General features: G+C 38.7%; 24 protein-coding genes and 2 pseudogenes. 16 read left to right on the top strand and 10 right to left on the bottom strand.

What is annotated here, in order from left to right:
* Positions 1-17 precede the first annotated feature (17 nt).
* The 4 genes and pseudogenes from fliW to MKY93_RS04545 all read left to right on the top strand — a co-directional run.
* Entirely contained in the window at positions 18-449 is a 432-nt protein-coding gene (gene fliW / locus MKY93_RS04530) for a flagellar assembly protein FliW (RefSeq protein WP_340758383.1), read from the top strand.
* A gap of 1 nt (position 450) precedes the next feature.
* A complete protein-coding gene (gene csrA / locus MKY93_RS04535) occupies positions 451-672 on the top strand; it encodes a carbon storage regulator CsrA (RefSeq protein ID WP_340758384.1) in 222 nt (73 codons plus the stop codon).
* Positions 673-973: 301 nt separating this feature from the next.
* Positions 974-1843: a flagellin N-terminal helical domain-containing protein gene (locus MKY93_RS04540; RefSeq protein WP_340758385.1), complete on the top strand. Its 870-nt coding sequence runs from the start codon at positions 974-976 to the stop codon at positions 1841-1843.
* Positions 1844-2183: 340 nt separating this feature from the next.
* Positions 2184-2297 (top strand): annotated as a pseudogene (locus MKY93_RS04545) (flagellin); the annotation flags it as partial.
* A 137-nt stretch (positions 2298-2434) separates the two neighbouring features.
* On the opposite strand, the gene MKY93_RS04550 reads toward MKY93_RS04545, so the two are convergent.
* The gene (locus MKY93_RS04550; RefSeq protein ID WP_340758386.1) at positions 2435-3205 is read right to left on the bottom strand and encodes an endonuclease; all 771 of its coding nucleotides are present in this window, start codon (positions 3203-3205) and stop codon (positions 2435-2437) included.
* Positions 3206-3388: 183 nt separating this feature from the next.
* Here MKY93_RS04550 and MKY93_RS04555 point away from each other — a divergent pair, with 183 nt between their 5' ends.
* From MKY93_RS04555 to MKY93_RS04580, 6 genes are read left to right on the top strand one after another with little or no spacing between them, the layout of a single operon-like run.
* On the top strand, positions 3389-3988 hold the full coding sequence (locus tag MKY93_RS04555; RefSeq protein ID WP_340758387.1) for a hypothetical protein: 600 nt from the start codon (positions 3389-3391) through the stop codon (positions 3986-3988).
* A complete protein-coding gene (locus MKY93_RS04560; protein ID WP_340758388.1) occupies positions 3975-5840 on the top strand; it encodes a motility associated factor glycosyltransferase family protein in 1866 nt (621 codons plus the stop codon). The genes MKY93_RS04555 and MKY93_RS04560 overlap by 14 nt, the downstream gene beginning before the upstream one ends.
* Positions 5827-6981: a polysaccharide pyruvyl transferase family protein gene (locus tag MKY93_RS04565; RefSeq protein ID WP_340758389.1), complete on the top strand. Its 1155-nt coding sequence runs from the start codon at positions 5827-5829 to the stop codon at positions 6979-6981. Before MKY93_RS04560 ends, MKY93_RS04565 begins: the two co-directional genes overlap by 14 nt.
* Positions 6982-6984: 3 nt before the next feature.
* On the top strand, positions 6985-8025 hold the full coding sequence (locus tag MKY93_RS04570) for an N-acetylneuraminate synthase family protein (protein ID WP_340758390.1): 1041 nt from the start codon (positions 6985-6987) through the stop codon (positions 8023-8025).
* Entirely contained in the window at positions 8022-9149 is a 1128-nt protein-coding gene (gene neuC, locus MKY93_RS04575; RefSeq protein ID WP_340758391.1) for a UDP-N-acetylglucosamine 2-epimerase, read from the top strand. Before MKY93_RS04570 ends, neuC begins: the two co-directional genes overlap by 4 nt.
* A gap of 5 nt (positions 9150-9154) precedes the next feature.
* Positions 9155-9850, top strand: coding sequence for an acylneuraminate cytidylyltransferase family protein (locus tag MKY93_RS04580; protein ID WP_340758392.1), 696 nt, complete (start codon positions 9155-9157; stop codon positions 9848-9850).
* A gap of 502 nt (positions 9851-10352) precedes the next feature.
* Here MKY93_RS04580 and MKY93_RS04585 read toward each other — a convergent pair.
* Positions 10353-10714: pseudogene (locus tag MKY93_RS04585) on the bottom strand (transposase); the annotation flags it as partial.
* Positions 10715-11206: 492 nt separating this feature from the next.
* Between MKY93_RS04585 and MKY93_RS04590 the strand changes: the two are divergent.
* Together MKY93_RS04590 and MKY93_RS04595 are read left to right on the top strand one after the other, a co-directional pair.
* Positions 11207-11533, top strand: a complete 327-nt coding sequence (locus MKY93_RS04590; RefSeq protein WP_340758393.1) for an IS110 family transposase — start codon at positions 11207-11209, stop codon at positions 11531-11533.
* A complete protein-coding gene (locus tag MKY93_RS04595; protein ID WP_340758394.1) occupies positions 11467-12306 on the top strand; it encodes an IS110 family transposase in 840 nt (279 codons plus the stop codon). The genes MKY93_RS04590 and MKY93_RS04595 overlap by 67 nt, the downstream gene beginning before the upstream one ends.
* A gap of 175 nt (positions 12307-12481) precedes the next feature.
* Here MKY93_RS04595 and MKY93_RS04600 read toward each other — a convergent pair whose 3' ends face one another.
* Positions 12482-13387, bottom strand: coding sequence for an endonuclease (locus MKY93_RS04600; RefSeq protein ID WP_340760903.1), 906 nt, complete (start codon positions 13385-13387; stop codon positions 12482-12484).
* 161 nt (positions 13388-13548) lie between these two features.
* Here MKY93_RS04600 and MKY93_RS04605 point away from each other — a divergent pair, with 161 nt between their 5' ends.
* Positions 13549-13773: a hypothetical protein gene (locus tag MKY93_RS04605; RefSeq protein ID WP_340758395.1), complete on the top strand. Its 225-nt coding sequence runs from the start codon at positions 13549-13551 to the stop codon at positions 13771-13773.
* Positions 13774-13986: 213 nt separating this feature from the next.
* Here MKY93_RS04605 and MKY93_RS04610 read toward each other — a convergent pair whose 3' ends face one another.
* Together MKY93_RS04610 and MKY93_RS04615 are read right to left on the bottom strand one after the other, a co-directional pair.
* A complete protein-coding gene (locus MKY93_RS04610) occupies positions 13987-14280 on the bottom strand; it encodes a hypothetical protein (RefSeq protein ID WP_340758396.1) in 294 nt (97 codons plus the stop codon).
* A 69-nt stretch (positions 14281-14349) separates the two neighbouring features.
* Complete coding sequence (locus MKY93_RS04615) at positions 14350-14691, bottom strand: hypothetical protein (protein WP_340758397.1); 342 nt, start codon at positions 14689-14691, stop codon at positions 14350-14352.
* A gap of 536 nt (positions 14692-15227) precedes the next feature.
* On the opposite strand from MKY93_RS04615, the gene MKY93_RS04620 reads away from it, so the two are divergent.
* Positions 15228-15947, top strand: coding sequence for a GntR family transcriptional regulator (locus MKY93_RS04620; protein ID WP_340758398.1), 720 nt, complete (start codon positions 15228-15230; stop codon positions 15945-15947).
* Positions 15948-15985: 38 nt separating this feature from the next.
* Here the strand turns inward: MKY93_RS04620 and MKY93_RS04625 are convergent, their stop codons facing one another.
* The 5 genes from MKY93_RS04625 to MKY93_RS04645 form a co-directional block, all read right to left on the bottom strand.
* Positions 15986-17662 (bottom strand): amidohydrolase, encoded by a 1677-nt coding sequence (locus MKY93_RS04625; RefSeq protein WP_340758399.1) that lies wholly within the window; start codon positions 17660-17662, stop codon positions 15986-15988.
* Between the two features lie 14 nt (positions 17663-17676).
* Positions 17677-18630 (bottom strand): AEC family transporter, encoded by a 954-nt coding sequence (locus MKY93_RS04630; protein WP_340758400.1) that lies wholly within the window; start codon positions 18628-18630, stop codon positions 17677-17679.
* A 37-nt stretch (positions 18631-18667) separates the two neighbouring features.
* The gene (locus MKY93_RS04635; protein WP_078817291.1) at positions 18668-20077 is read right to left on the bottom strand and encodes a sodium:solute symporter family protein; all 1410 of its coding nucleotides are present in this window, start codon (positions 20075-20077) and stop codon (positions 18668-18670) included.
* An 18-nt stretch (positions 20078-20095) separates the two neighbouring features.
* Positions 20096-20308 carry a DUF3311 domain-containing protein gene (locus MKY93_RS04640; protein ID WP_078817292.1) on the bottom strand — a complete coding sequence of 71 codons (213 nt, stop codon included), beginning with the start codon at positions 20306-20308 and terminating at the stop codon, positions 20096-20098.
* A gap of 450 nt (positions 20309-20758) precedes the next feature.
* On the bottom strand, positions 20759-20959 hold the full coding sequence (locus tag MKY93_RS04645; protein ID WP_139365958.1) for a hypothetical protein: 201 nt from the start codon (positions 20957-20959) through the stop codon (positions 20759-20761).
* Between the two features lie 429 nt (positions 20960-21388).
* On the opposite strand from MKY93_RS04645, the gene MKY93_RS04650 reads away from it, so the two are divergent.
* Together MKY93_RS04650 and MKY93_RS04655 are read left to right on the top strand one after the other, a co-directional pair.
* Positions 21389-22858, top strand: a complete 1470-nt coding sequence (locus MKY93_RS04650) for a methyl-accepting chemotaxis protein (RefSeq protein WP_340758401.1) — start codon at positions 21389-21391, stop codon at positions 22856-22858.
* A gap of 100 nt (positions 22859-22958) precedes the next feature.
* Positions 22959-23858, top strand: coding sequence for a 3-hydroxyacyl-CoA dehydrogenase (locus tag MKY93_RS04655; RefSeq protein WP_340758402.1), 900 nt, complete (start codon positions 22959-22961; stop codon positions 23856-23858).
* Positions 23859-23877: the final 19 nt, after the last annotated feature.

Here is a 23877-nt window from a genome sequence, read left to right on the forward strand (position 1 = left end):
TAAAAGGAGCAACCAACATGCAAATCCAAACAAAATTCCACGGCTCTGTCCATATAGAACCAACCGAAACCTGGCACTTCCCAAAAGGTCTGCCAGGATTCGAAGAAGAAACCGAATTCGCCCTATTACCAATAGAAGGAAACACGGCATTCCAAGTACTCCAATCAACAAAAAACGCCAATACAGCCTTCATCGTAGCCAATCCATACACCATAGTCGACAACTACTCATTCGAAATCGACGAACCAACTATTGACTTACTAGAAATTACAAAACCAGAAGACATCATGGTACTAGGCATTCTATCCATGAAACAACCATTTGAACAATCAACAATAAACCTTCAAGCACCATTAATTTTCCAACTGCACAACAAAACAGCAAAACAAATGATCCTGAGCGATAACCATTTCGAAGTCAGACACCCAATCGGCAAAGGAGGAAACTAACATGCTCGTCCTTTCACGCAAGATAAACGACACCATTAAAATCTCAGACAACATCGAAATCCGCATTCTTGAAATAAAAGGAGACACAGTACGTATCGGAATCGAAGCCCCGAAGTCAGTCGACATCCTACGTGGAGAGCTAGTCCAATCCATCACAGAAACCAACAGCGAAGCCATCACCCTGGACGCCAACCTGTTTACCACCCTACTCAAAAATGACTAACCACCAACCAACAGCCCACCAAGGTGCCAGGCTCCCGCCACAATTCACCGTATTTCGTGAATTGTGACGGCGCTTGGCATCCCGGCATCAACAAGCATCCCATCAGCTAACGAACCAACCGCCACAACTCCTCCACATTTAAAAACAATCGAAAAAAATTTCATAAACTACTAAACACTCCACCCACCCATCCGATATTAATAGTGTAAGCGGGAGAAAGAGTTCGGCCGGCTCTAGACACCGCCACAAAAAATGGGTCACATGGATGTGAACCCAACACATACTCAAGGAGGAAATTAAAATGATTATTAATCACAATATTGCAGCACTTAATACGCACCGTCAATTGGGAGCAAACAATGCTCAGGCTTCTAAAAACTTGGAGAAACTTTCTTCTGGTTTAAAAATCAACCGTGCTGGAGATGATGCAGCAGGTCTAGCAATCTCTGAAAAAATGCGTGGACAAATCCGTGGTTTGGATATGGCACAGAAAAATGCACAAGACGGAATCTCTTTGATCCAGACTGCTGAAGGTGCATTAAACGAAACACATGATATACTTCAACGTATGCGTGAACTTGCAACACAGGCGGCAAACGATACAAACGTTGGATCAGACCGCGGTGAAATTCAAAAAGAAATCAATTCATTGACTTCTGAAATTAACCGTATTGCAAATACCACAGAGTTTAACACGCAAAAGTTAATGGAAACTAATGTGAGCGGTAAAGGATTTGAAGCGAATTTCCAAATCGGTGCTAACATGGGGCAAGGAATGACTATCGAAATTAAAGATATGAGTGCCAAAGCGCTAGGTTTGACAACTACAAGTGGTGGCGCAGCACATGGTGCAGGTTCTTCTGTAGAATCTTTAACAGGGGTATCAGGTGGAGTAAGTGGCGCAGTTCATACAAGCGGAACAGCTTCAGTTAATAACGGTACGAACAATTCGGGTGTTGAATATGGCTTAGATGTATCTTCACATGCAAATGCTACAGCTGCAATTAAAGCAATTGATAATGCTCTTGAAACAGTTTCTGCACAACGTTCTAGTCTTGGATCTTTCCAAAATCGTCTCGAACACACAATCAACAACCTTGGAACATCTTCCGAAAACCTAACAGCTGCGGAATCACGTATCCGCGACGTGGATTATGTCTTAGCTGCTTAAGCAGTGACAGACACAGTCGTCCTGATTGGTAACGGTCAGAGAGTACGACCGGGTGAATTGCTGGAAACCCCTGAAACTTTTCTTGCCACAACGTAACTGGAAACGGTAAGCGTGACGGCTTAAAAAAAGAAGAGATTGGGCAATCAGCAGCCAAGCTCCTGTCTCGAAAGAGTGGAGAAGGTTCAACGACTAGGATACACCATCTAAGGCGAAAGCTAAGATGATGAAATCCATAGGAAATGCAAGTCTGAGTAACTTGCTGATCCGAAGTGCCCGGCCCCTACCCAGAGTGGAGGGTGAAGATATAGTCTAGTCATTAGTGAAAGCTAATGTTCGCACGATGGCGAAAGAGATGATGGACTTCACGAAGAACAACATCTTAACTCAAGCAGCTCAGGCTATGTTGGCTCAAGCAAACCAACAGCCGCAGGGCGTACTTCAGTTGCTACGTTAATCTGATGAATCAGCACGACTCGAGCAATCGGGTCGTGTTTTTAATATATTACCGAAAGCAATGTGCTGCCAACTCACTGGCACTCAACCCAGTCTGCTGCCGAATCTTTGCAAGTACTTTTCGGTGCTCATCATGAATCACGATCTGATAAGCAGCAGTCTTTTTTCTTCAACCGTAGACTGTCTGAGTAAATTAAATAACGTATGATGGCAAACGATTTTTTCGTCTGGATAGAGAAAAGAATGAAGTCTCGTCAATTTATCATTAATTTCTACTGTAGGTTTTGTCAACTGAACACTGGAAGGTAAATAAACGGTTGTTGGTTTCGCTATTGGGCGCAAAGGCAACTCTACGGCAGCTTTTCTGCTCATGGAGTCTTGTAGCCAGGGAGAGACCAGTCGCAAGAAATACATAATTTGAAATTGGTCATATAAAATCAACCGATTCTGCCCATCCACTACAAAATGAAGTCTAAACTTATCGTACAGTAAATTGATTAATCCTACATTCTCATCAGCGGAAAAGCTTTCTTTAGATAAAATGATCTTAGACATTTTTCCGTTTACTACTTTTAAATGCCCGTCATCTAGATACCACCACGCCAATGCTTCTTCATTGAGATACCTATTCAGGAAATGAAAAGGAATTACTTTCTTGCCGGCAGGGTACCACTCTTCATACATAACATTTATTCGTGTATGTGTCCGTGACTGCACTACATAACTCTCTGAATACCCTTTCTTTAAACGGGGATCGATATTCTTCTTATAAGCAGGCGATGACAGAGGTAGAAAGTCCTTTAATTGTGTATAGCAATACGCCGACCATCCCAAGTCCTCTGTTCGATGTATGAACTGAAAACTCGGCTGTCTGTTCACCTGTTTCGTGAAACAGCCATCTCCAAACAATTTACCGCATATTTGTGAATAAAATGATGATAGTCAGTCATTGAATATCCACTCCTCAAATAGTGCATATGTTCTATTGTGCAATATTCACCAACGTAAATCTACTTCAAACCTTTCACTTTCAGCCGATAATAATAATATGATTATGATACAATCTACATAAAACTATTGGAGGCGTTCTCCGTGGAAATGATTTTTCAGCAAGAGACCATTACACTCGACCAGCCGACTGCGGAACAGGTCATTGAACAGATTAATAACTATCTTCAAAAAGATTACTACTTCAGCCATTTCATTGCAGATGGAACAGCTGTCTATGAAAACCATGAACAATATTTAGAGCAGGAACTTCCGGGCGTTGGGAAGCTTGAAATTATTGCGAAGACAGTGAAAGAGTTCGTCAATGATTTACTGCTTTCGACACAGGATTACACGGAACGAGCTATTCCTGTGTTTCAGCCACTTGCAGAGGCTTTCTATGATAATCCGAAGGCAGAAACCTGGTCGACGCTCGATCAGCTGCTAAGCGGCCTGCAGTGGATTCAGGAGATGCTGATGACTGTCGGAAAAAGCGGTAATGTTCCTTCTAACTGGGACCGCTATATTGCAGTGTCCAATAAAATGCAGGAAGAGATCAGCAATTTGGCGGAAGCGATCGAGAATGAAGATAATATTTTGATCGGCGACCTGCTGCAGTATGAACTTCTTCCGAATTTTGAAGAGCTACAGAAAGAAACAGAATGGACGATTGATAATGAGGGGACCCGCCATGATCTTAATTGATAACCGGAACTTACTGCGAATTAAACACCGTGAACTCCTGCAGCAGCTCTCTATTTGGGACGAGAAACCTTACGAAAGCATTGAAATCGACCAGGCGAAAACTGGCGTTCCGACAGTCAAAGTGGAGCTGGAAGGGAAAACGCAGTATATCCAGAGTAAGTATGATCCAGAAAGAGAAGCAAAGCGGCTGGCGGATAAACATGATGAAGAAAGCGTCCGTCATATATTGTTCATCGGGGTAGGAATGGGCTATCATATCAACAGCTACCTGGAAGCTCACGTTGACGTCAAGTTTTCTATTTATGAACCGAATGAAGAAATATTGCACGCCTACTTATCCAATATGCCTTTAGACAAGCTGCCGATCCAACAATTGCAGTCAGTTTTCACAGGTACAGATGAGGAGTTGCTGACTGAGAAAATACAGGGATTGCTTGCTGCCTCGAATAATGTATTGAAAATTATCACACTGCCAGTGTATGAGAACATCTATGGTGAGCAAATTCAACTTCTTTTACAGAGAGCATTAGAGTCTGTAAAAGACCGGCACAGCGCACTTGCAACAAATGCAGTATTTCAAAAGCGATGGACAATCAACTCAATCAAAAACTTCGCGACAGTGCTGAAGACACCGAACATCCTTCATGATATTGACCGGAGTGCTTTTGAAGGGAAGCCTGCTATCATTGTGGCCGCAGGGCCTTCATTGAATGAAGAATTTAAGAACTTGCGGTATATCAAGGAAAATGGTTTGGCTTATATCTTTTCTGTTGGGTCGGCGATCAACGCGCTGATTGAACAGGGGATTTATCCGGATGCGGCTTGTACGTATGACCCGAAGGAACGTAATCAGAATGTAATTAAAATCATAAAAGACAAGAATATAAAAGATATACCTTTAATTTTCGGAACATCTGTAGGATATGAAACTATTGAAAATTATCCAGGAATCTTGTTAAGTATGGTCACCAGTCAGGATATTATATCATCTTATCTTTTAGGTGAAACTGAAAATTTAAGCGTAATTAATGATGCCCCATCAATTGCTGTGATAACTTTGCAATTACTTATTAAACTTGGATTTTCTGAAATTATTTTAGTGGGACAAAACTTATCTTTTAGAAACAATAAACGATTTGCTGAAGGGATCAATTATAGACATATTAGTAATTCAATTAGCGAAGAAAAGAAAAAAGATCTCGTACCTATCAAAGATGTTTACGGTGAAATAGTTTTCACAGAAGATATGTATATCAGGATGCTAGATCAGTTTAAACTATATATAAATGCCAATCCACAAACCAACGTTATTAATACGACAAAAGGCGGTGCCGCTATTGAGGGTACTGAATTTATTGAGCTTGCTACGTTGATCAAAAAAACACTCCATAAAAGTGTAGTCATAAAGAATTGGTATGAAGGGGAAGTAAATAGCAATATCAACCATATTGTTAAGAAGCTCACCATCTTGAATAAAGCACATCTTCATTTAGATAATCAATTAAAAGATGTGATGGAGATTTTAGATAGGATACTAGAAAATGAATCTTTAAATATAAGAAGCAAATTAGAAAGCTTACATTTGCTTCTTGATAAAAAAGTGTCTTTATTGTCGGATAATCATTATTATCAAGTTATTATTAAGTCGATGATAAAAGTGCAGTATGAGAGACTACAAGAAAGAGTTTTAAAGTTGAAGTATGAGCAAAACATCAAAAAGAAAAGCAAAGAAATACTGGAAACATTTAGACCTTTTATTATTGCATGTAAAGAAGAATATCAAAACTCAACTCCTTTGTTTTTGGAGTTATTAAGTAATATTGAAGGAATGAGAAGTAATGAAGAAAATTAAAGCACTCCATTTAGCTAGTTTTGCTGGAAATATAGGAGATATAGCAAATCATCAATCCTTTTATCACCAATTAAGAAAGTTGGATGAGTTTTCCTTTGAAATAGAAGAGCTGGAAATAAGAGATTTTTATAAGGTTAATCAAATAAGAAAGTTCGATGAGGATTTTGTGGAATTTGTTAATCAGCATGACCTTTTCATCATAGGGGGCGGAAATTTCTTTGAATTATGCTGGGATTATTCCTTAACAGGCACCACATTCGATATTTCTCCAGAATTTTTGAAGAAAATAAAGACTCCTATTTTTATTAATGCGATAGGTATTGACGATAATAAAGGAACGAGTGATCTCAATATAGAGAAATTCAAAACATTCCTAGATACTATCTTTAAGCACAACGACGTTTATTTTACGGTTCGAAACGATGGATCTCAATCCATAATCAATAAATATTTTCCTGAGCATACAAGTCTTATATCTACAGTCCCTGACTGGGGGTTTGGATTAGATGAAGTCGAAGAGTTGAAGGCTTATAAAACAGATAATAATAACAATACTAAATCTATAGGTTTTAATATTGCCATAGATATGATGGAGTTACGTTATAAGAAGTTGAATTATGAAGAGTTTCTTGAAAGTGTTACTCTTCATATTAACAAGGTTTTAAAAGAAACTGACTATAATATAATTCTTTTTCCACATATACAATCAGATTATGTCCCTATTACAGATATTTTGAAAATGATAAATATTAATTTTGTGAGAAAACGAATCTCTATTGCTCCTTTGCTCCAAGGAAAAGAATTAGAGTCATTTAAGCTCTACAAAGATTGTGACATGATATTCGGTATGCGATTTCATGCAAATGTTTGCGCAATTGCACTAGGAAAACCTACTTACGGTATTCTTTCATATATCAAGCATAATCAACTGTATGATGAAATCTCTATGCCACATAGAAAAGTGGATATTAATGAAGTGAATTTTAAAACAAAGTTAGCTAGTGAGGTAGATCGATTAATTAGTTATAATAGTTCTCTGAACGAGCTAGTAATTGAGTATCAGAGTGTTAAAGATAATTTGAATAAAGAAATGAAAAAGAACTTATTAAATTTTCGGGACTTCTTGAAGGAGGTTTTGTGATAAATGATTAATAGATTGGTTATTAAAGAAAGAGCTGTAGACTTGAATCATTCTCCTCTAGTCATTCCTGAAATAGGGATTAATCACGAGGGTGATATTAATAAAGCAATTCAAATGATTGACGATGCCTGTTTAGCTGGAGCTGAAATCGTTAAATTTCAGTCACATATTGTCGAAGATGAAATGTCTTCTGCAGCTAAGAAAGTAATTCCAGGAAACGCTGATGTATCGATTTATGACATTATGGCTCGTTGTGCACTTACTAAAGATGAAGAAATGGAAATAAAGCGGTACGTCGAACAGAAAGGTATGCTCTTTTTGAGTACACCTTTTTCTCGTGCTGCAGCGAATCATTTAGAAGAACTCGGTGTAGACGCTTATAAGATTGGTTCTGGGGAATGTAATAACTATCCGCTAATTGAACATATCTCATCGTTTGGTAAGCCGATGATCCTCAGCACTGGTATGAATAATATTGAATCTATTAAACCAGCTGTCGAGATCTTAGAACGAGCAAATGTGCAATACGCCTTGCTTCACTGCACTTCTATGTATCCTACACCCTACAATAAAGTAAACTTAGGTGCAATTGAAGACTTAAAACGAAACTTTCCGAATGCAGTGCTTGGTCTTAGTGACCATTCATTACATAATTATACTTGCTACGGCGCAATTCCACTTGGTGCCAGTATAGTGGAAAAACACTTTACATCAAACAAGTCATGGGATGGACCAGATATTCCGATATCAATTGATCCTCAGGAATTGAAAGAATTAATAGAAGGTACTGAGGCGATTTGGAAGGCGCTAGGGGGTACTAAAGAGATATTGCCAGAAGAGCAGGTGACAATTGATTTTGCTTACTCTACTGTCGTATCAATTGCTCCGATAAAAAAAGGTGATAAATTTACTATGGATAACATTTGGGTTAAACGACCAGGAACTGGTGAAATTAAAGCTGCCGATTTTAAAAATTTGCTTGGGAAAGAGGCTGCTCACAATATATCACTAGATACTCAACTCCAATGGAGTATGTTGAAATGAAAAAAATTGTTTTCCTAACTGGGACAAGAGCTGACTATGGAAAGTTGAAAGCTTTAATGCAGTCTGTAGAAGAGAGTCCCGACTTCGAATTGCAAGTTTTCGTCACAGGTATGCATATGCTGTCGAAATATGGATCCACTTATGGAGAGGTTGTTAAAGACGGTTTTAGTAATATTTATCAGTTTGTGAACACGCGTGATGCACAGAGTGCCGATCTAACGTTAAGCAGCACGATAACGGGGTTTAGTAATTACGTGGAGGAGTTCAAACCTGATTTAATTATAGTGCATGGTGATCGTGTTGAAGCATTAGCTGGAGCAATTGTCGGAGCTCTGAATAACATACGTGTTGCGCATATAGAAGGTGGAGAGATTTCAGGTACAATTGATGAATCGATTCGTCATGCTATAACTAAATTTGCACATTATCATCTAGTGTCTAATAAGCAGGCAGCTCGGTATGTTACGCAGCTAGGAGAAAGAGAGAAATCAATTTTTATTATCGGTTCCCCTGATATCGACGTTATGAGAACAGAACAGCTGCCTAGTTTGGAAGAGGCAAAAAAAAGGTATGAAATCTCTTTTGATAACTATGCAATCCTTTTGTTTCACCCAGTAACTACTGAGGTTGAGCAATTACCTATGCAAATAAGTGAAGTTAAAGATGCAATTCTAGAAAGTGGGAAAAACTTTATTGTCATCTATCCAAATAATGATTTGGGTTGTGAATTGATATTTAAAGCGTATGAACAGCTAACTGGTATAGATCGGATTAAATTATTTCCTTCCTTACGTTTTGAATATTTTCTAACGCTTTTACGGAACGCAGAATTTGTAATTGGAAATTCTAGTGCAGGGATAAGAGAGGCTGGCATCTATGGAACACCTACAATAGATATAGGAACCAGACAATTGAGTAGATATACAAAAGAAGAGGCTCCACATGTTATACATGTGGAAACTGTAGAAAAGGATATTGTAATGGCCATTAACCAGGTATCCAATGTCCGATTCGAGCCTAGATTATTATTTGGTGAGGGCGAGAGTGCTAAGAAATTCATGTCAGTTATAAACGACCAGGAATTCTGGAACTATCCGATTCAAAAACAATTCATTCCGAGGTGAGCTAATTGTATAAAGATAAAACTTTTCTGGCTGTCATACCCGCTCGTGGCGGCAGCAAAGGAATACCGAGGAAGAATCTCTATGAGATTCAAGGTAAACCTTTAATTGCTTATGCAATCGAAGCAGCTAAGGAATCGAGCTATATTGATCGGATAATTGTTTCAACTGATGACAACGAAATAGCACAAGTCAGTATAAAATATGGAGCTGAAATACCTTTCATGCGGCCCTCTGAATTGGCCACTGATGAAGCAAAAACGTTAGATTCTTTATTGTGCGTATTAGACAACTTAGAAGAACACTATGACTATATAATAACCCTGCAACCGACACAGCCATTAAGGACAGCAGAGCATATTGATCAATCAATTGAAAGACTATTTGAGAATTCATATAGCGACTTAGTAAGCTTATCCCCTGTAAATGAACATCCTTTGTTGATTCGGAGTATTGACGAGAATGGGAAACTTCTATCATTACTGAATGTTAAAAGCACTGTAAGACGTCAAGATTTTAATCCTTATTATTATGTTAATGGAGCTATTTATATAAATGACATATCTCTATTAAATCAATATACTAGTTTGAATGACAACCAAGGATATTATATTATTGATGAACCCTTGGTAGATATTGACAATATAGAAGATGTAAATTTGGTAGAAAGTTACTTAGATAACGAGAACTGTTTTAAAGATTAATTATTAACAACCGGAAATTTATTCTTAATAAATAGTACTTTCATAAGCCTTAAAGGAATTTAAATATTTATGCCGAGTTTCTTATGAAACTTTTTCGTCTTCAATTGAACAGCAAAGGAGTATCTTATATTCCTTGAATGGAAATTTGAGAAACCATCTTTAGTAGAATTCTAAATTCTGATGATTATTCGATCGCCTAGATAATGAAAAGTTTGTCTTTGTTGTTTTATTCAGGTAGTCATCTAGCAATATATTTTAAATATTGGTGTCAAAATTTCAATAAAATATGAAGTCTTTAAGTATTAGTACTAAATTATTATCTATATTAATTAAGCCCGGTGGTAATAAGTCAAGTACCCAAATCGAATGAATTGGAATATTAATTGTATGGCATGCCAATATCCAGGGTTTTTAGGTATGACAAATAAATCTCGTATTTTCTTATTTTTAAAAAGAAAAAAATGGAAGTTGAGGCTGGAAGAAAGGACATGAGAGAGCGGTCTTACCCTCTCCTTTCAAGTGGTATGTACAATTGATTGGTGCGAGTAGTGAATACACCAACCGTACCAGTTATCTTGCGGTCATGACGAGAGCGCGTTTATGTTTCGGAACTTCATCGTACTTCTTCTGGTAGAATGCCTGATATTCTGAATCATGCTTACGAATGGAATCGGCTGCTTGAATCAGATAATAACGCAAGTATTTATTGCCTGTTCGCATCCGGCTTGTATTCTTAGATTCATATTCACCGGATTGATACTGATTCCACGTCAGACCCGCGTATTTTGCCAGCGCGTAGTGGTCATTACACTTCTTTACATCACCGATTTCGGCAATCAGTCCAGCTGTGTACACAGCGCCAACCTCTTTATAATCGTGTACGCTTATCAGACCAACTTCTAAGAGTGAACACACTCACTATTGCACACCGGGCAGGAGCAGTAAGTTTGGAATACCTATTATATGAAATAGATTGAGTGAAACACAAAGAAACCATTGTTTTCAGGGTATAGGAGAGTACCAATCACAGAACTTCCCAACCTACCTCACTAGTAAAAGAGGAGCTGAAAAAAATGGTTATGTCATCATTAAATCATATTCAGGGAAGAAACGGAAGTAATTGGAGCCGCCTGATGAGAAGGGCTGAAGCTGACCAGTATTGTAGCTATTGATGCTGCTAAGTATGTGAACGCCGCGATGATTTGTACGATCTTTGGAGATATTTTAAGAGGACCTTTCGAATTTGACCGGTCCCAAACAGGGTTTCAAGTGTTGAAGGGATAAATTGACCAGACACTAGAAACGTATCAATTAACGCGTGTCATCTTAGGCATAGAGACGACTCCTCATGAAGACTTGGTCAGAGTATGTGATCAACAGGGGTATATGGTGCGAGTAATCAACGCCGCGACAACAGCGGAAGAACGAAAGAAGATGCTGAACTACACGAAGACAGACCGAGTGGATCTACATGCGATTGTGCAGTCCATTCTGCAGGGACGTGGAGACACAAGCAGGAAGAAGCAGGAGTGTTTTGAAAGGCTTCAGACACTGACTCGGGCAAGAGGCGGATGGTGGATGAACGGACCCGCTGTATCAACCATATCCGCCTATATATGGATCATATCTTCCGAGAATTTCAAGGCAAGAATGTGCGGAAAGATGGAAAAAACCAAGTCGTGAAAATAGTTGATGAGTTCACATCCAAGACATCTCTCTTCCTCATGAGACATTACCCGCACCCATCAGATATCATCGAGCTTGGTGCCAAAGGATTGCGGGCATTGTCCATCGAACACAATCTAAAGTTACGTGACGCAGTTATTGAACGGTTGTTATGGTATGCCGAAGAAAGTATATCCAAGCCCAAAGAAGCGTTAGCCGGTGAGCTACTGCTTCTGCGATTGAAGTTGGATGAATACGATCTAATTCGTCGACAGGTTACCGAACTGGAAGAAGTAATTGAAGAGTTGCTTCTAGAAACCGACAGCGGTATTCTGTTAAGTGTTCTAGGAATTGGTGTAATACTCGCCGCTGAACTTACAGCTGAGATGGGTGATTTGGAAGCGTTCACGAATGCGGGACAGTTGATCAAGATGGCTGGTACCAATCCCGTTGTGAAGCAGTCCGGCGGGAAAAAAGCCACTCACTTCGCGATCTCGAAGCAGGGACGGGCGCCATTCCGCGGCATCGTCTATCAAGCCGGTAAATGTGCGGCCCTTCATAATCCCGAAAGGAATGCACGTTACCGACGGATGAAGGAACAGGGAAAGCTGACAGGCCAGGCGTATATCGCAATTGGCAATAGAATAGTACGCCTCGCCTATGCCATGAGGAAACATCAAACGCTTTATCAAAGCACTTGCCCTGATTACGTTTTACAAAAAGTCATCGCTGGAAAGTTAAGAAACAAACCCAAACAAGCGGTCTTTTTTAGTCGATTTGTCAGTGTATAAAAAATGAAGTTATAGTGTTAGAGTCGTTAGAAAAGCACCAAAAAAGGCGTCTTCCCGGAGCTTTGGTTTCGTGTCCCTAAAAATAGCTCAAACATGGCACTTGACTTATTCCACATTAAACGCTGTGCATCACACAATTCAGATATGAATCTGAATTTTAAACATTTCACACATTTCACACTCTAAAACAATAATCAACCAACTGGCTCACCGTTAACCCGGTTTGTTGCCGTATACTAGCTAGTTTTTCACGCTGGAAATCTTGAATTCTAATTTGATAAGCACTAATTTCCGACACTGCGGAGCAATTTTCTGTAAATAGTTTAAACAATGAAGCGTGGCAAACAATTTTACCATCATGGCAAATAAGTGTATCCAACCTGTTTAGTTTTTCATTAATCTCTGCAGTCGGCTTTAAGAGAGAAATTGTTGATGGTAAGTAGATTGTCGTCCGTTTCGAAACTGGTCGCCGTGGCAATTCGACTGCCTCCTTTCGCTTCATAGCTTCGCTTATCCACGGAGAAACTAGTTTCAAGAAATAGGTGATCTGGAACTGATTATAAAGAATTAATCGGTTTTGTCCGCCAAATGCAAAATGTAGCCCGAACTTGTCAAAAAGCAATGCGATCAATTGGATGTTTTTCTCAGTAGAAAAACTGTCTGTTGATAAGATGACTTTGCTCATTTTTCCGTTCACGACTTTTAGATGCCCATCATCCTGATACCACCAAGACAATGCCTCCTCGTTTAAATAGCGATTCAGGAATTGGAAAGGTATTTTCTTCTTTCCGGCAGGATACCACGTTTGATATAGCCCGGTAATCACTTCATGCGTCCTTGATTGTACTGTGTAACATTCCGAAAACCCCTTTTTAAGACGTGTATCTATGATTCTTTTATAAACAGGGGGAGTGAGCGGTAAAACCTCTTTTAGTTGTGAATAGCAGTATTCCGCCCAGCCTAAATCTTCAATTCGGTGAATGAATTGAAACCACGAATTCCGATTCCCTTGCTTCGTTATACTGCCTTCCCCTAGCAATTTCCCGCAAATACGATGATATAATTGCTCGCTGCCTTCCATTGAATTCACCAGCCTATAGGAATGTTTGTTCCATTATACTATGTTTGCTGGCTTAATCTTACTTCGAACATCAGGCAGATAATCTAGCTTGTTTCTAGTAGATAATCTGTCTGATTAGCCGATATAAAATGTAATACTTAACGTAAAGGGAGACGACAGCTATGTATGAAAACTCTGAAGGTGAACTCGAACTGCTTAAACAGCAACTGGAGCGGGGTAAGCAACAAGATCGTACCCTAGAGATTGAAAGCAGGCTGCATGAGATGAAAGAGATTGCTCAGTATGCCGCAGAGCATCGATTGTTGATTGATGAGCAAGAACAGCTGAATAAGCAAATGCAGGAACATCAGGAAGCGATTAGGTCGTTGGAGAACTATCTATCTTAAATAATATTAATTGTTCGACATGACTAATCCGCAATCCCTTACTGATTTATTGCAGATGACAGCATAAATGAGTGAATTCACTGTATTTAATTAAAAAGCATTTGAGCTGAATTTGATCGCAGAAATGAAAGACATTATGCATGGTCAAATTCAAAGTACAGACTGTTCAAATAAAAGCGTTCCCTTTATTAAAGAACGCTTTTCTAAGTTTTATTACCAATGTAAATTCTGAACTAGAACGCTATACCCCTGATAAACATCCCCTAAAAACGTCTCATCAATCAGTTCCCGCAGAACACCGCTAAAATAACCAGGAAAATTTCGGATATTCTTCGTTTTCATTGCCATCACGCTGATTCGCATCGCTCGATAAGCCAAATCCTCGAATACATCTTCCTTGCCTTTATAAATTTCAAATTTCAACATGCGTCCTGAAAGAGCTCTATAGATCCCAAAGAATTCACGTGTCTTTGAGATATCTCTGGTCAATGACAATATATTCATCATCGTCGTGAATAGGGTTGTGGATAACTTTTCACCAGCAGGGTAAGACGTCTTTATAAAGTCTTTAGTGTCTCAAGATTTATAGATAGAAGGTTCATTTTCCGAAACCGATTTAGAAACCGTATCTTTATTGGGCTCGTCCGCTTCCTTACCCCTGTTCAAATTCTCCAGGTCATTCACCTGCAAAATAACATAAATGTTTGCTCCCAAACCGCTTATCATAGGTCTGATGTAATGGATTCGTTTGATGATCTGCAGCTTGATCAGTTTCTGGATAGCACGTCTGACCGTGGAATTCGACAAGCCGAGTTTCGTCTCAATCGTCTCATGCTTTAAGTGGGCGGCCAAGTACTTCACCGAGTAGCAGCGGATCATCTCAAGTAATGCAGGTCGGTCTTGTTCATCACATTCCAATAAAGATCCATATGCTTGCGTGCGGCTGCATCCATTTCAATTTGTTTTGGAATTTTGCGTACTTGGAAAGATAATGTGTCATGAGAAAAGCCCCTTTTTCTTTCTATATAGAAGGAAGTGGAAGGGATACAGGTGCTTGAATTAATTTCAATAAAGCTTTCCTTGCGTTCAAATTTATACTTGTTGATCTATTTAAGAAAGTGACAAATGTTACATCAGAAGCTTGTCGATTAGTAAAGTTACCTGGCCCCCATACAATTTAGACACTTATTAAAATTGTATAAAGCTAGAATACTTGTTCATTTAATTGCCAATGTGCTTTTGGAACTCGGATGTCCGTCTCGTTTTTTTACAAGTATACTCTCCGAACTCAAGTGCCTGTAAACATACCAGATAAGAACCAATGGGTCTTCGTTTTTAGTATGATAAAATCTCAAGCCACCACGATATTAGACACTCATGGATTAAAAAGGTATCATATAAGTATATAGGCACGTAGGGAATTTTTCCTTGTGAATTCTGAGGAGGTAATTAGCGTGATCAATCCTAGCAGTCCAGTGCCGCTACATATACAACTTAGAAAGAGTATAGAACAAAAGATAACGCAAGGTCTATTTGAGGAGAAAATACCAAGTGAACGTGAATTAATGGAAACATATAATGTGAGCAGAAGCACTGTTCGAGAAGCTATTTCACAATTAGTTATTGATGGAATACTAGAAAAAAAACATGGTAGGGGAACATTTATTTCAAAACATCCTGTTCATTATTGGCAGGGGAATTTTATTAGTACAACTGAAATGATTGAGCGTATGAACAAGATTCCCAGTACTAAACTAATTGGACATGGAATTGAAGTAGTTCCTGAGGAATTAAATAAGGCGATTGCTTTAGAGAATGCGTATCTGATTAAGCGTGTTCGTTATGCAAATGAGGTGCCTCTTGCAATCGAAACACAGTATTATCCTGTTAATATAGGTCTACAATTGGCAAATCTAGATATTAGCCATGGAACACTATATGATTTAATGGAGAAAGAACTGTCTATTCGGCTTCATGAAGCTGATGAAAAGATTACCGCTCAAAAAATATCAATTGAAGATGCGGAATTACTTAATCTTCCTGAAGATTGTTATACTTTACACTTAGAGCGATTTGTCTATGACGTGAATGGTGATTTGGTTGAATATTGTATAGCTGATTATAATCCTGAGTTATATTCACTTCATTTTAAGTCAGCAAGGGCTGGTAAATAAAAGGAGACTCCTCACTAAATGGGAGTCTTCTTTTTTATTTATAAGTTTGTTGCAACTTGTTTTGTGTTTTCATAAATTACTTCTCCGTTTATAATAGTCATTTCAACTGAAATATCTTTAATTTCTAACGGATCAATTGCAGTAGGGTCTCGATCAAGTACAGCAAAGTCCGCTAATTTCCCAACCTCTATACTACCTAATTGGTCTTCTTCAAAGTTTAATCGTGCTCCATATATAGTCATTGATTTTATAGCTTCTAAGACATCTATCTTTTGGCCTTCTCCTAACACCTTACCTTCCCGTGTAATACGATTAGCCGCTGCCCAGATAGAAAATAAGGGGGAAATGGCAGTGATTGGACAGTCTGAATGTAATGTATAAAGCATATCTAAATCTGAGGCATCTTTTAAGGGGTTCATGCGTTCTGCTCTTTCAGGTCCTAAAAATATTCGTTTATGACGATCCCCCCAATAGTACACATGATTGATAAAGAAAGAGGCGGCGATATCATGTTTTTTCATTTCCTGTAAGTCCTCTACAGTAGCGGTTTGTACGTGTTCAATGCGATGTCGATGGTCTATTTTCGTATTGGAATTAAGGGCGTATTTGTACGCTTCAATAATCGAGCCAATTGCCTGATCACCATTCCCGTGCGTTGTAACACGAAAACCACGGTTATGGAAATCAAGGACATAAGAATTTAAAGTATCTTGATGAAAAATTAAATCACCGTATAACTCGTCATCACAATAGTAAGGTTTACGCAATGCGCCAGTCAACCCTTGAATAGAACCGTCTTGAAATAGCTTGGCACTATCTAACTTTGCTTTTCCATTCGAGTCTTTCAAAATTCTTTCTCGTAATTCTTCAGCGTGAAATTTTTCGAATGGGCCACCTTCAGATAATAAATCATACATAATCATTAGACGCATACGCAGTTGGTTTGCGCCTTCTCTTAATGCGATCATATGCAAGTCATATTCGGACCGGCCAAATACTAAACCTACGCCTGCATCTGAACTTGTCGTGATACCTTGTGCCAAATAGTCTTCTGACGCGAGTCCCATTAATTTAATAACTTCTTCCTCTGTTGGAATCGGAGCGTGCTTATAAACTATATCCATTGCTGAAGGTTCAAATAACACACCATTCAGGGAGTTATTTTCTTCTCTTCCAAAATGACCGCCTTCAGGATTCTCAATTGACTCATCAACTCCCGCAAGCTTGAGTGCATAGGAGTTTGCGACTGCTAAATGATTCGAGATATGTTTTATAAATATTGGACGATTCGTACTTACTTTATCCAAATCATGACGAGTAGGATGTCTATTCTCTTTTAGCAAGGTATCATCGTACCCGTACCCAATAATCCAGCTGCCATCCGAATGTGTATTGTGATGTGTTCGAAGGTTGTTGAGAATATCCTCGATACTTTCATTTTTTGGTGAAGAACAGTCTACTTGGTTTTTATTAAGTGCATACATAAGTAAATGGTTATGAGTATCAATAAAACCAGGAATGAGCGTCTGGCCTTCTAAATCATGAACAATGAGTTTATCGTCTTTCTCAATCTCTTTTTTTATAAGATCGAACTCACTATTGGTCCATATTCCTGTGATTTTGCCATTATAGGATGCTACAACATTCGCATAATTGTTTTCCTCGTCGATCGTTAAAACGTTTGCATTTTTAAACAGTCTGTCCACTTTTATCATGGCATTCATTCTCCTCACATGTATTTAAATTTTATGAATATCAAAATTAGCGAAGGAATCGTTACTAACGAAATTATGGTTGACATAACGGTAGCAAATGCTCCAAACACCTCATCTTTAGAGTACTTTGTAAATAAAATGGATGCTAGCGTTAGTGAAGGCATCATTGCCTGAATGAGCAGCACTTTATTGATCATCACATCCATCTGAATCGGTAAAATACTAATAATAGAAAGTGTAATTATCGGTAATACTACTAACTTTGAGAAAATAGGAGAAAAGATATTTACATTTGTCGTTTTTATTGCACTTTTATTTTCACTCTTAGACATAATCAATAAGCCAATATAAAACATTGCTAGGGGAGATGCTAAAGCCGCCAACTGGTTAGATAAATCAATGAAAATTTCAGGAGGCCGATAATTTATAAATGTACATAATAGGCCTACGATTATTGCGACAATTGGAATATTAATGAGCGATTTTATGTTGACTATCGAGAAGGCGTAAGAATTTTTTAATATCATGACACCTACTGTCCAAATTACGATATCCACACCTGCATCAAAAATAGCTGCATAAAGCGCTCCTTCAGGTCCAAGTATTGCAGCGCATAAAGGAATCCCGATAAAACCTGTATTCCCTAGACCGGATAAAAGAGCAATCTCTTGTCGAAGCCTACGGTTACCGGAAAATGAAGAAGCAAAAACCCATCCAATTCCAATTCCGATCGTATTAATAACAACGGAAAGGATTAAGACGATTCCGATATTTCTCAACATTGATTGGTCAATATTGACTTTAAAAATACTAGAAAGAATGATACAAGGCATAGCTACATTTACAATAAGTAGTGTATACGTTTTCTTAGTACTTTCGTTAATCGGTGTTACTCGGGCAAGTGCAACACCGATTACGATCATCATTCCAATTAGAGTTATTGAATTAAATACTGTGCTTAGTTGCATTTGAACCACATCCTAAATTCATCCAATTATCGTATGCTCATTTTATGTTCACCATTGGTGTTAGTAAGCGAACCTTACTTGCCGTCAACAAACTAACAATAATTGTTACAACAAAGTTGAAAACTAATGCAACTAGACCATTATTAATTGCAAATACACTTATGCCAGTGAATTGTAGGAACAATGCGACAGTGATTCCTGCAATAATACCTGCGCCCACTCCTTTGGCTGTTGCACTTTTGGAAAATAGAATAGCCAAAAGTCCAGGTAAGATTTGTCCGAAACCGAAATAGGCAGTATTGACAAGGTGAAGCATCAAACTTGGCATTCCAACAGTTAAAACCATCGAGATAAGTAGGTAGCCAATTACTACAAATTGAGACCACTTTCTTTGTTTGTTTTCAGGGATACCTGGCATAAGGTTACGAGTAAAAATACCACCCACAACTAATGAAGTGATAGCAAGTACTAATAAGCCTGACAACGCGGCACCAGCAGCGACTATGCCGACAACCCAAGATGGTAATAATTCAATTGCCGTGGCAATAAACGCATGATTTGGATTATCGACGTTTGGAAGACCAACAAGTGCAAAGTAAGATGAAGCGATTAAGAACGGGTACATTAGCATATAAAGAGGCATGAATCTCTGTGCTCGCTTTATCGTTTTTTCTGATTTACTCGTGAATACGACCGTCACAATAAATGGTAAACAGTAAAAAGCGACTGCTTGAAAAATGATTGTGGTTACGGAAAAGGTCAAATCACTAGTATTGGTAAATGATAATGATGTACCATGAGATTTAGCGGCTGAAAATAGATTATGAACGCCATCTAGGTTTCTAAATGCGGCTACACCTACAATGATAATCGCAGCAAACAATAATATATCTTTCAAGATTGAAATGATAGCAGGCGCCTTGACTCCAGATACAGATATATACAAGTAAGCAATCACGCCTGCTATAAATACAGCCAGACTAGGGGAAAGATTAAATCCCAAGGCATTTAATGCGACATTTAAGCCTTCAAATTGCAATTGTCCCCATGGTATGAGGAAGATTAAATATGAACAAGCGACGATCAATTCCAATGGTCTACTTTTAAAGTGACTTTTAAATAGATCTGGAGCTGTCATCGCATTGTATTTCTTACCTGCTCGCCAAATTAGAGGTGCTAAGAAATAACCAATTGGATAAGCTAATAAAATATAGCCAAGGAACCAAAGGCCATAACCAACACCCTTTGCATAGATGCCGCCCGGAAAGCCAATAATCGTTCCTATGCTGTAAACTTCTCCAATTGCTAAGAAGAATAAGATGAAACCATTAAATGATCGTCCCCCGACCAAGTAATCTTCCATATTCCCTTTTTTCGCTTTACTCGAAGATCGAACTGCTAAGTATAAAGAAAAAATTAAAATACTACTAAATATTACAATTGCCATCTATAATCTCCGCCCTTCTCAATCTAATTCTACTTCTTTGCTGTCAAAGAAGTGCCATGATAGTGAAATGCAAATTGAAGTCAAAATAAACCATAAAAACATCCAGAAATATAAGATTGGAAACCCTAGAACGAATTGTTCAGAATTTCTAAATGCTAAGATACCCCCAATAACACCTACAAAAGGGATTACCAATCCAATTAGCACATTTAGCGCTGTCTTCAATTTCATCTTATCTCCTCCTTTTATTACAAAGTAAATTCAATTCATCATGATGTCCGTACCAGTTGTGTTTTTAGTAGTATAAGTTAAAAGAATAAAAGAGTCAATAACATTTCTGAAAATAAAAAATACATAGAATAAACTAATAAAAACTATTTTAGAATTGTTTTTTAAGGAAATTTGAGTGTAAGGAAAGCTGAAGTATGAATAGGAATACAGGCTATATACATGGTTAATTTTGAAACTGTATGCTGTTCTCCGTACACTTCAGTAATCGGTTTTCACATAATTCAACATTTGTTTAAAAAACTAAAAAGCGGGAGGAGAGTTATTCAACCCTTCAATTCATCCACTTGATCTAATTTTCATTTCAATTACGGCCATCAAACTAATAAAACCTATCATCACTAACAGGAACCGTATAATCCTGATAGATATCCTTAAAAGCGTCTCATCAATCTATTTCCGCAGGAAGCCACTAAAATATCCCGGAAGATTATGAATGTTTATTGTCTTCGTCGCCACCATACTGATCAGCATCGTACGGCGAGTCAAATCCTCAAACATACCTTCCTTGCCCTTATGAATATCGAATTTTAGTATTTGCTCGAGTATTTGAAAGGACTCACGCGCCTTTGAGACAACTTTAGTTAACTTCAATAAATCCTTCATCTTCACGAACAAGGATATGAATAACATTTCAACAGCAGGGGATACATCTTTATAGAATTTTTAATATTTAGATATTTGTTGAAAGAAGATTCATTTCCCAAAAACGATTTAGAAACCATGTCCTCATTAGGCTTGTCCGCTTTTTATCCCTGTCCAATTACCCTGGTCATTCAACGGCAAAATAACATAAATGTTTGCTCCCAAACTGCTCATCTCTGGTCTGACGTAATGGGCTCGCTCAACAGTGCAGGATTTTGTTTTTAAATTTTAGCGATTTAATACACCTTAATAAGGGTTTTCCTCACACCCTTCCTATCAAATATTTTATTAGAATAGCATTACATATTACCTAAGCCTTTAAAAACTTAAAATTATACCGATATAAGAATTTGGATTGGAATTTAGGGAGGCTAGATAATGCAGTCAATCGAGCAGTTAGTATTAAAAGATGTAATGAAGAAGAACCGAGTAATGGCGATCACGATGGGTATCTCGCTGTTTATTGCGGTTATGCAGGCTTTAGCGTTTAAAGACACTGGGACTGCGATTTTATACAGTCTCGATTTTTTAGGGGTTGTCGGTTTTTATTTCCTATTCAGTAAGTGGTTACATAAGGCGGAGTGGTATGCTTATGCGGTCATTTTCAATGTGTTTACGTTTGCATTGATCGGGAGCGTTCTGTTCGACGGTGGCATGAAAGCAGTAATCATTAGCATTTTTCTCGCCATCTTCTCTGCTGTCCAGTTGAAGTTGCCACCATTTATTTTCGGTTATGCTTATGGTTTAGTATTGCTTATCGTCAACCGTATGGTGAGTGCCGAGGAGATGGTCGGAGAATTATTCGCCTATACCTTTATCCTATACCTTCTGCTTGGATTCATGTTCATTGCCATAATGCGATTGACGACCGGGCAATTCAGACAAGTTGCAGCTTTTACGCAAGAGTTTGCTGAAGATGCAAAAAGGAAAGAAAACGAAAAAGCTATTTTGGACAAGAATGTGACGGGAATTATCGAGAGCATTTCGGGCATGAATGTGCGCATTCAGCAAAATATGACGTCACAGAGCAATATGTCATCTGTTGTGGAAGAGATGGCGGACGGCAGCCAGTCGCAGGCTGATCAAATTTCAACCATTGCGCAAAATACGGTGTCCATGAAAGATGGCATCTCTTCTCTATTCGATTTAGCGAATGAGTTGAAAAGGGAATCGAGCGAAGCAAACGGAGTGGCAGTTGAAGGGAACATGCAAATTGATATCCTTTCAGCGGACATGATGATGTTGAAGGAGAATATTGCCGAGTTACATAAGACATATCTTTCGTTATCCAATAAGTTAAATGAAACAAATGAATTCGCCGCTCTCATCAAAGGAATCACGGAACAGACCAACTTGCTTGCGCTCAATGCCTCAATAGAAGCCGCGCGGGCCGGGGAAGCGGGCAAAGGGTTCGCGGTTGTCGCTGATGAAATCCGGAAATTGGCTGAAGTGACGAATAAGACGACGGAAAAAATCACAGCCAATTTGTCAGAACTGAACGACAGCAATCGCGATGCGTTTAAAAAGATGACGGAAAGCAGCGAGAAGATAGAACAAAATGCGCTGACGACGGAACAGGTTTCAAATCAAATTTCAAAGATTGCTTCGACACTGCAGCATTTGGATGATGAGCTGGTCCAATTCGCATCCTCTTCCACTGAAATGATTGAGCAATCAACGGAAATCGAAGACTCGACGAACAACTTTGCGGCAATTGTTGAAGAGAATTCAGCCAATTTACTAGAAATGAGCAAGATCATCGACAATTTGATTTCCGACAGTCGGATAGTAGCAGAGGAAATGGATAGTACTGCTCAACAGGTTACTTCTTTGCATAAAGGGGAGTGAATGATGAGTGTAAGTTGCAGGCAAAAAAGATGTCAATGGAATATTATTGTCCTATAATAAAAGTAGTTCAAGAGTTATAGGCTGAAAGGGGTAAATGATGATGGAATACAAAAATATTACAGTGGCAGGCAGCGGCGTTTTGGGGAGCCAAATCGCTTATCAAACAGCGTTTCATGGCTTTAACGTTTCCGTTTACGACATTAATGACGAGGCTTTGAACGTGGCGAAAGAGCGCATCAACAAATTGAAAGATGTTTATAAAGCGGATTTGAATGCTACAGACGCGGTTGTAGATTCGGCATTTAAACGGATTTCATTCAATAGTGATCTTGCAAAGGCTGTTAAAAATGCAGATCTTGTGATCGAAGCGATTCCTGAAGTAGTCAGCATTAAGACGGATTTCTACGAGAAACTAGGACAAGTCGCACCTGAAAAAACAGTGTTCGCAACGAACTCATCGACTTTATTACCAAGCCAGTTTGCAGAAGCGACAGGACGCCCCGGGAAGTTTTTAGCGCTTCACTTTGCAAATGAAATTTGGAAAAACAACACAGCCGAAGTGATGAAACACCCGGGAACGGACGAATCAGTGTTCAACGAAGTGATTGAATTCGCAAAAGCGATCGGTATGGTAGCATTGCCATTGCATAAAGAGCAGCCAGGCTATATCCTTAACTCACTTTTAGTGCCGTTTTTAGATGCTGCGCAGACATTGCTCGCAAGGGAAGTTGCAGATGTCGAGACGATTGATAAGACGTGGATGATCGGGACAGGCGCTCCTTTAGGCCCTTTTGCTATTTTGGATATCGTCGGCGTAACGACTGCCTACCACATTGTATCGGCAAAGGCGCAGGCAACAGGCGATCCAGAAGCCCAAAAAGTAGCCGATTTGATGAAAGAAAATTATATCGATAAAGGAAAATTGGGTAGGGAGACAGGTGAAGGATTCTATAAATATCCAAACCCTGCTTTTGCCCAACCTGATTTCTTAAAAGGATAAGATTATATGAAAGGGATGG

Source organism: Sporosarcina sp. FSL W7-1283 (assembly GCF_038003105.1).
Classification (GTDB): domain Bacteria; phylum Bacillota; class Bacilli; order Bacillales_A; family Planococcaceae; genus Sporosarcina; species Sporosarcina newyorkensis.

What these genes read in the sequence shown, in the direction of transcription:
- fliW (WP_340758383.1), top strand. Translation starts at nt 18, where the DNA reads ATGCAAATCCAAACAAAATTCCACGGCTCTGTCCATATAGAACCAACC.
- csrA (WP_340758384.1), top strand. Translation starts at nt 451, where the DNA reads ATGCTCGTCCTTTCACGCAAGATAAACGACACCATTAAAATCTCAGAC.
- MKY93_RS04540 (WP_340758385.1), top strand. Translation starts at nt 974, where the DNA reads ATGATTATTAATCACAATATTGCAGCACTTAATACGCACCGTCAATTG.
- MKY93_RS04560 (WP_340758388.1), top strand. Translation starts at nt 3,975, where the DNA reads ATGATCTTAATTGATAACCGGAACTTACTGCGAATTAAACACCGTGAA.
- MKY93_RS04565 (WP_340758389.1), top strand. Translation starts at nt 5,827, where the DNA reads ATGAAGAAAATTAAAGCACTCCATTTAGCTAGTTTTGCTGGAAATATA.
- MKY93_RS04570 (WP_340758390.1), top strand. Translation starts at nt 6,985, where the DNA reads ATGATTAATAGATTGGTTATTAAAGAAAGAGCTGTAGACTTGAATCAT.
- neuC (WP_340758391.1), top strand. Translation starts at nt 8,022, where the DNA reads ATGAAAAAAATTGTTTTCCTAACTGGGACAAGAGCTGACTATGGAAAG.
- MKY93_RS04595 (WP_340758394.1), top strand. Translation starts at nt 11,467, where the DNA reads ATGGATCATATCTTCCGAGAATTTCAAGGCAAGAATGTGCGGAAAGAT.
- MKY93_RS04600 (WP_340760903.1), bottom strand. Translation starts at nt 13,387, where the DNA reads ATGGAAGGCAGCGAGCAATTATATCATCGTATTTGCGGGAAATTGCTA.
- MKY93_RS04605 (WP_340758395.1), top strand. Translation starts at nt 13,549, where the DNA reads ATGTATGAAAACTCTGAAGGTGAACTCGAACTGCTTAAACAGCAACTG.
- MKY93_RS04610 (WP_340758396.1), bottom strand. Translation starts at nt 14,280, where the DNA reads ATGATGAATATATTGTCATTGACCAGAGATATCTCAAAGACACGTGAA.
- MKY93_RS04625 (WP_340758399.1), bottom strand. Translation starts at nt 17,662, where the DNA reads ATGATAAAAGTGGACAGACTGTTTAAAAATGCAAACGTTTTAACGATC.
- MKY93_RS04630 (WP_340758400.1), bottom strand. Translation starts at nt 18,630, where the DNA reads ATGCAACTAAGCACAGTATTTAATTCAATAACTCTAATTGGAATGATG.
- MKY93_RS04635 (WP_078817291.1), bottom strand. Translation starts at nt 20,077, where the DNA reads ATGGCAATTGTAATATTTAGTAGTATTTTAATTTTTTCTTTATACTTA.
- MKY93_RS04640 (WP_078817292.1), bottom strand. Translation starts at nt 20,308, where the DNA reads ATGAAATTGAAGACAGCGCTAAATGTGCTAATTGGATTGGTAATCCCT.
- MKY93_RS04650 (WP_340758401.1), top strand. Translation starts at nt 21,389, where the DNA reads ATGCAGTCAATCGAGCAGTTAGTATTAAAAGATGTAATGAAGAAGAAC.
- MKY93_RS04655 (WP_340758402.1), top strand. Translation starts at nt 22,959, where the DNA reads ATGGAATACAAAAATATTACAGTGGCAGGCAGCGGCGTTTTGGGGAGC.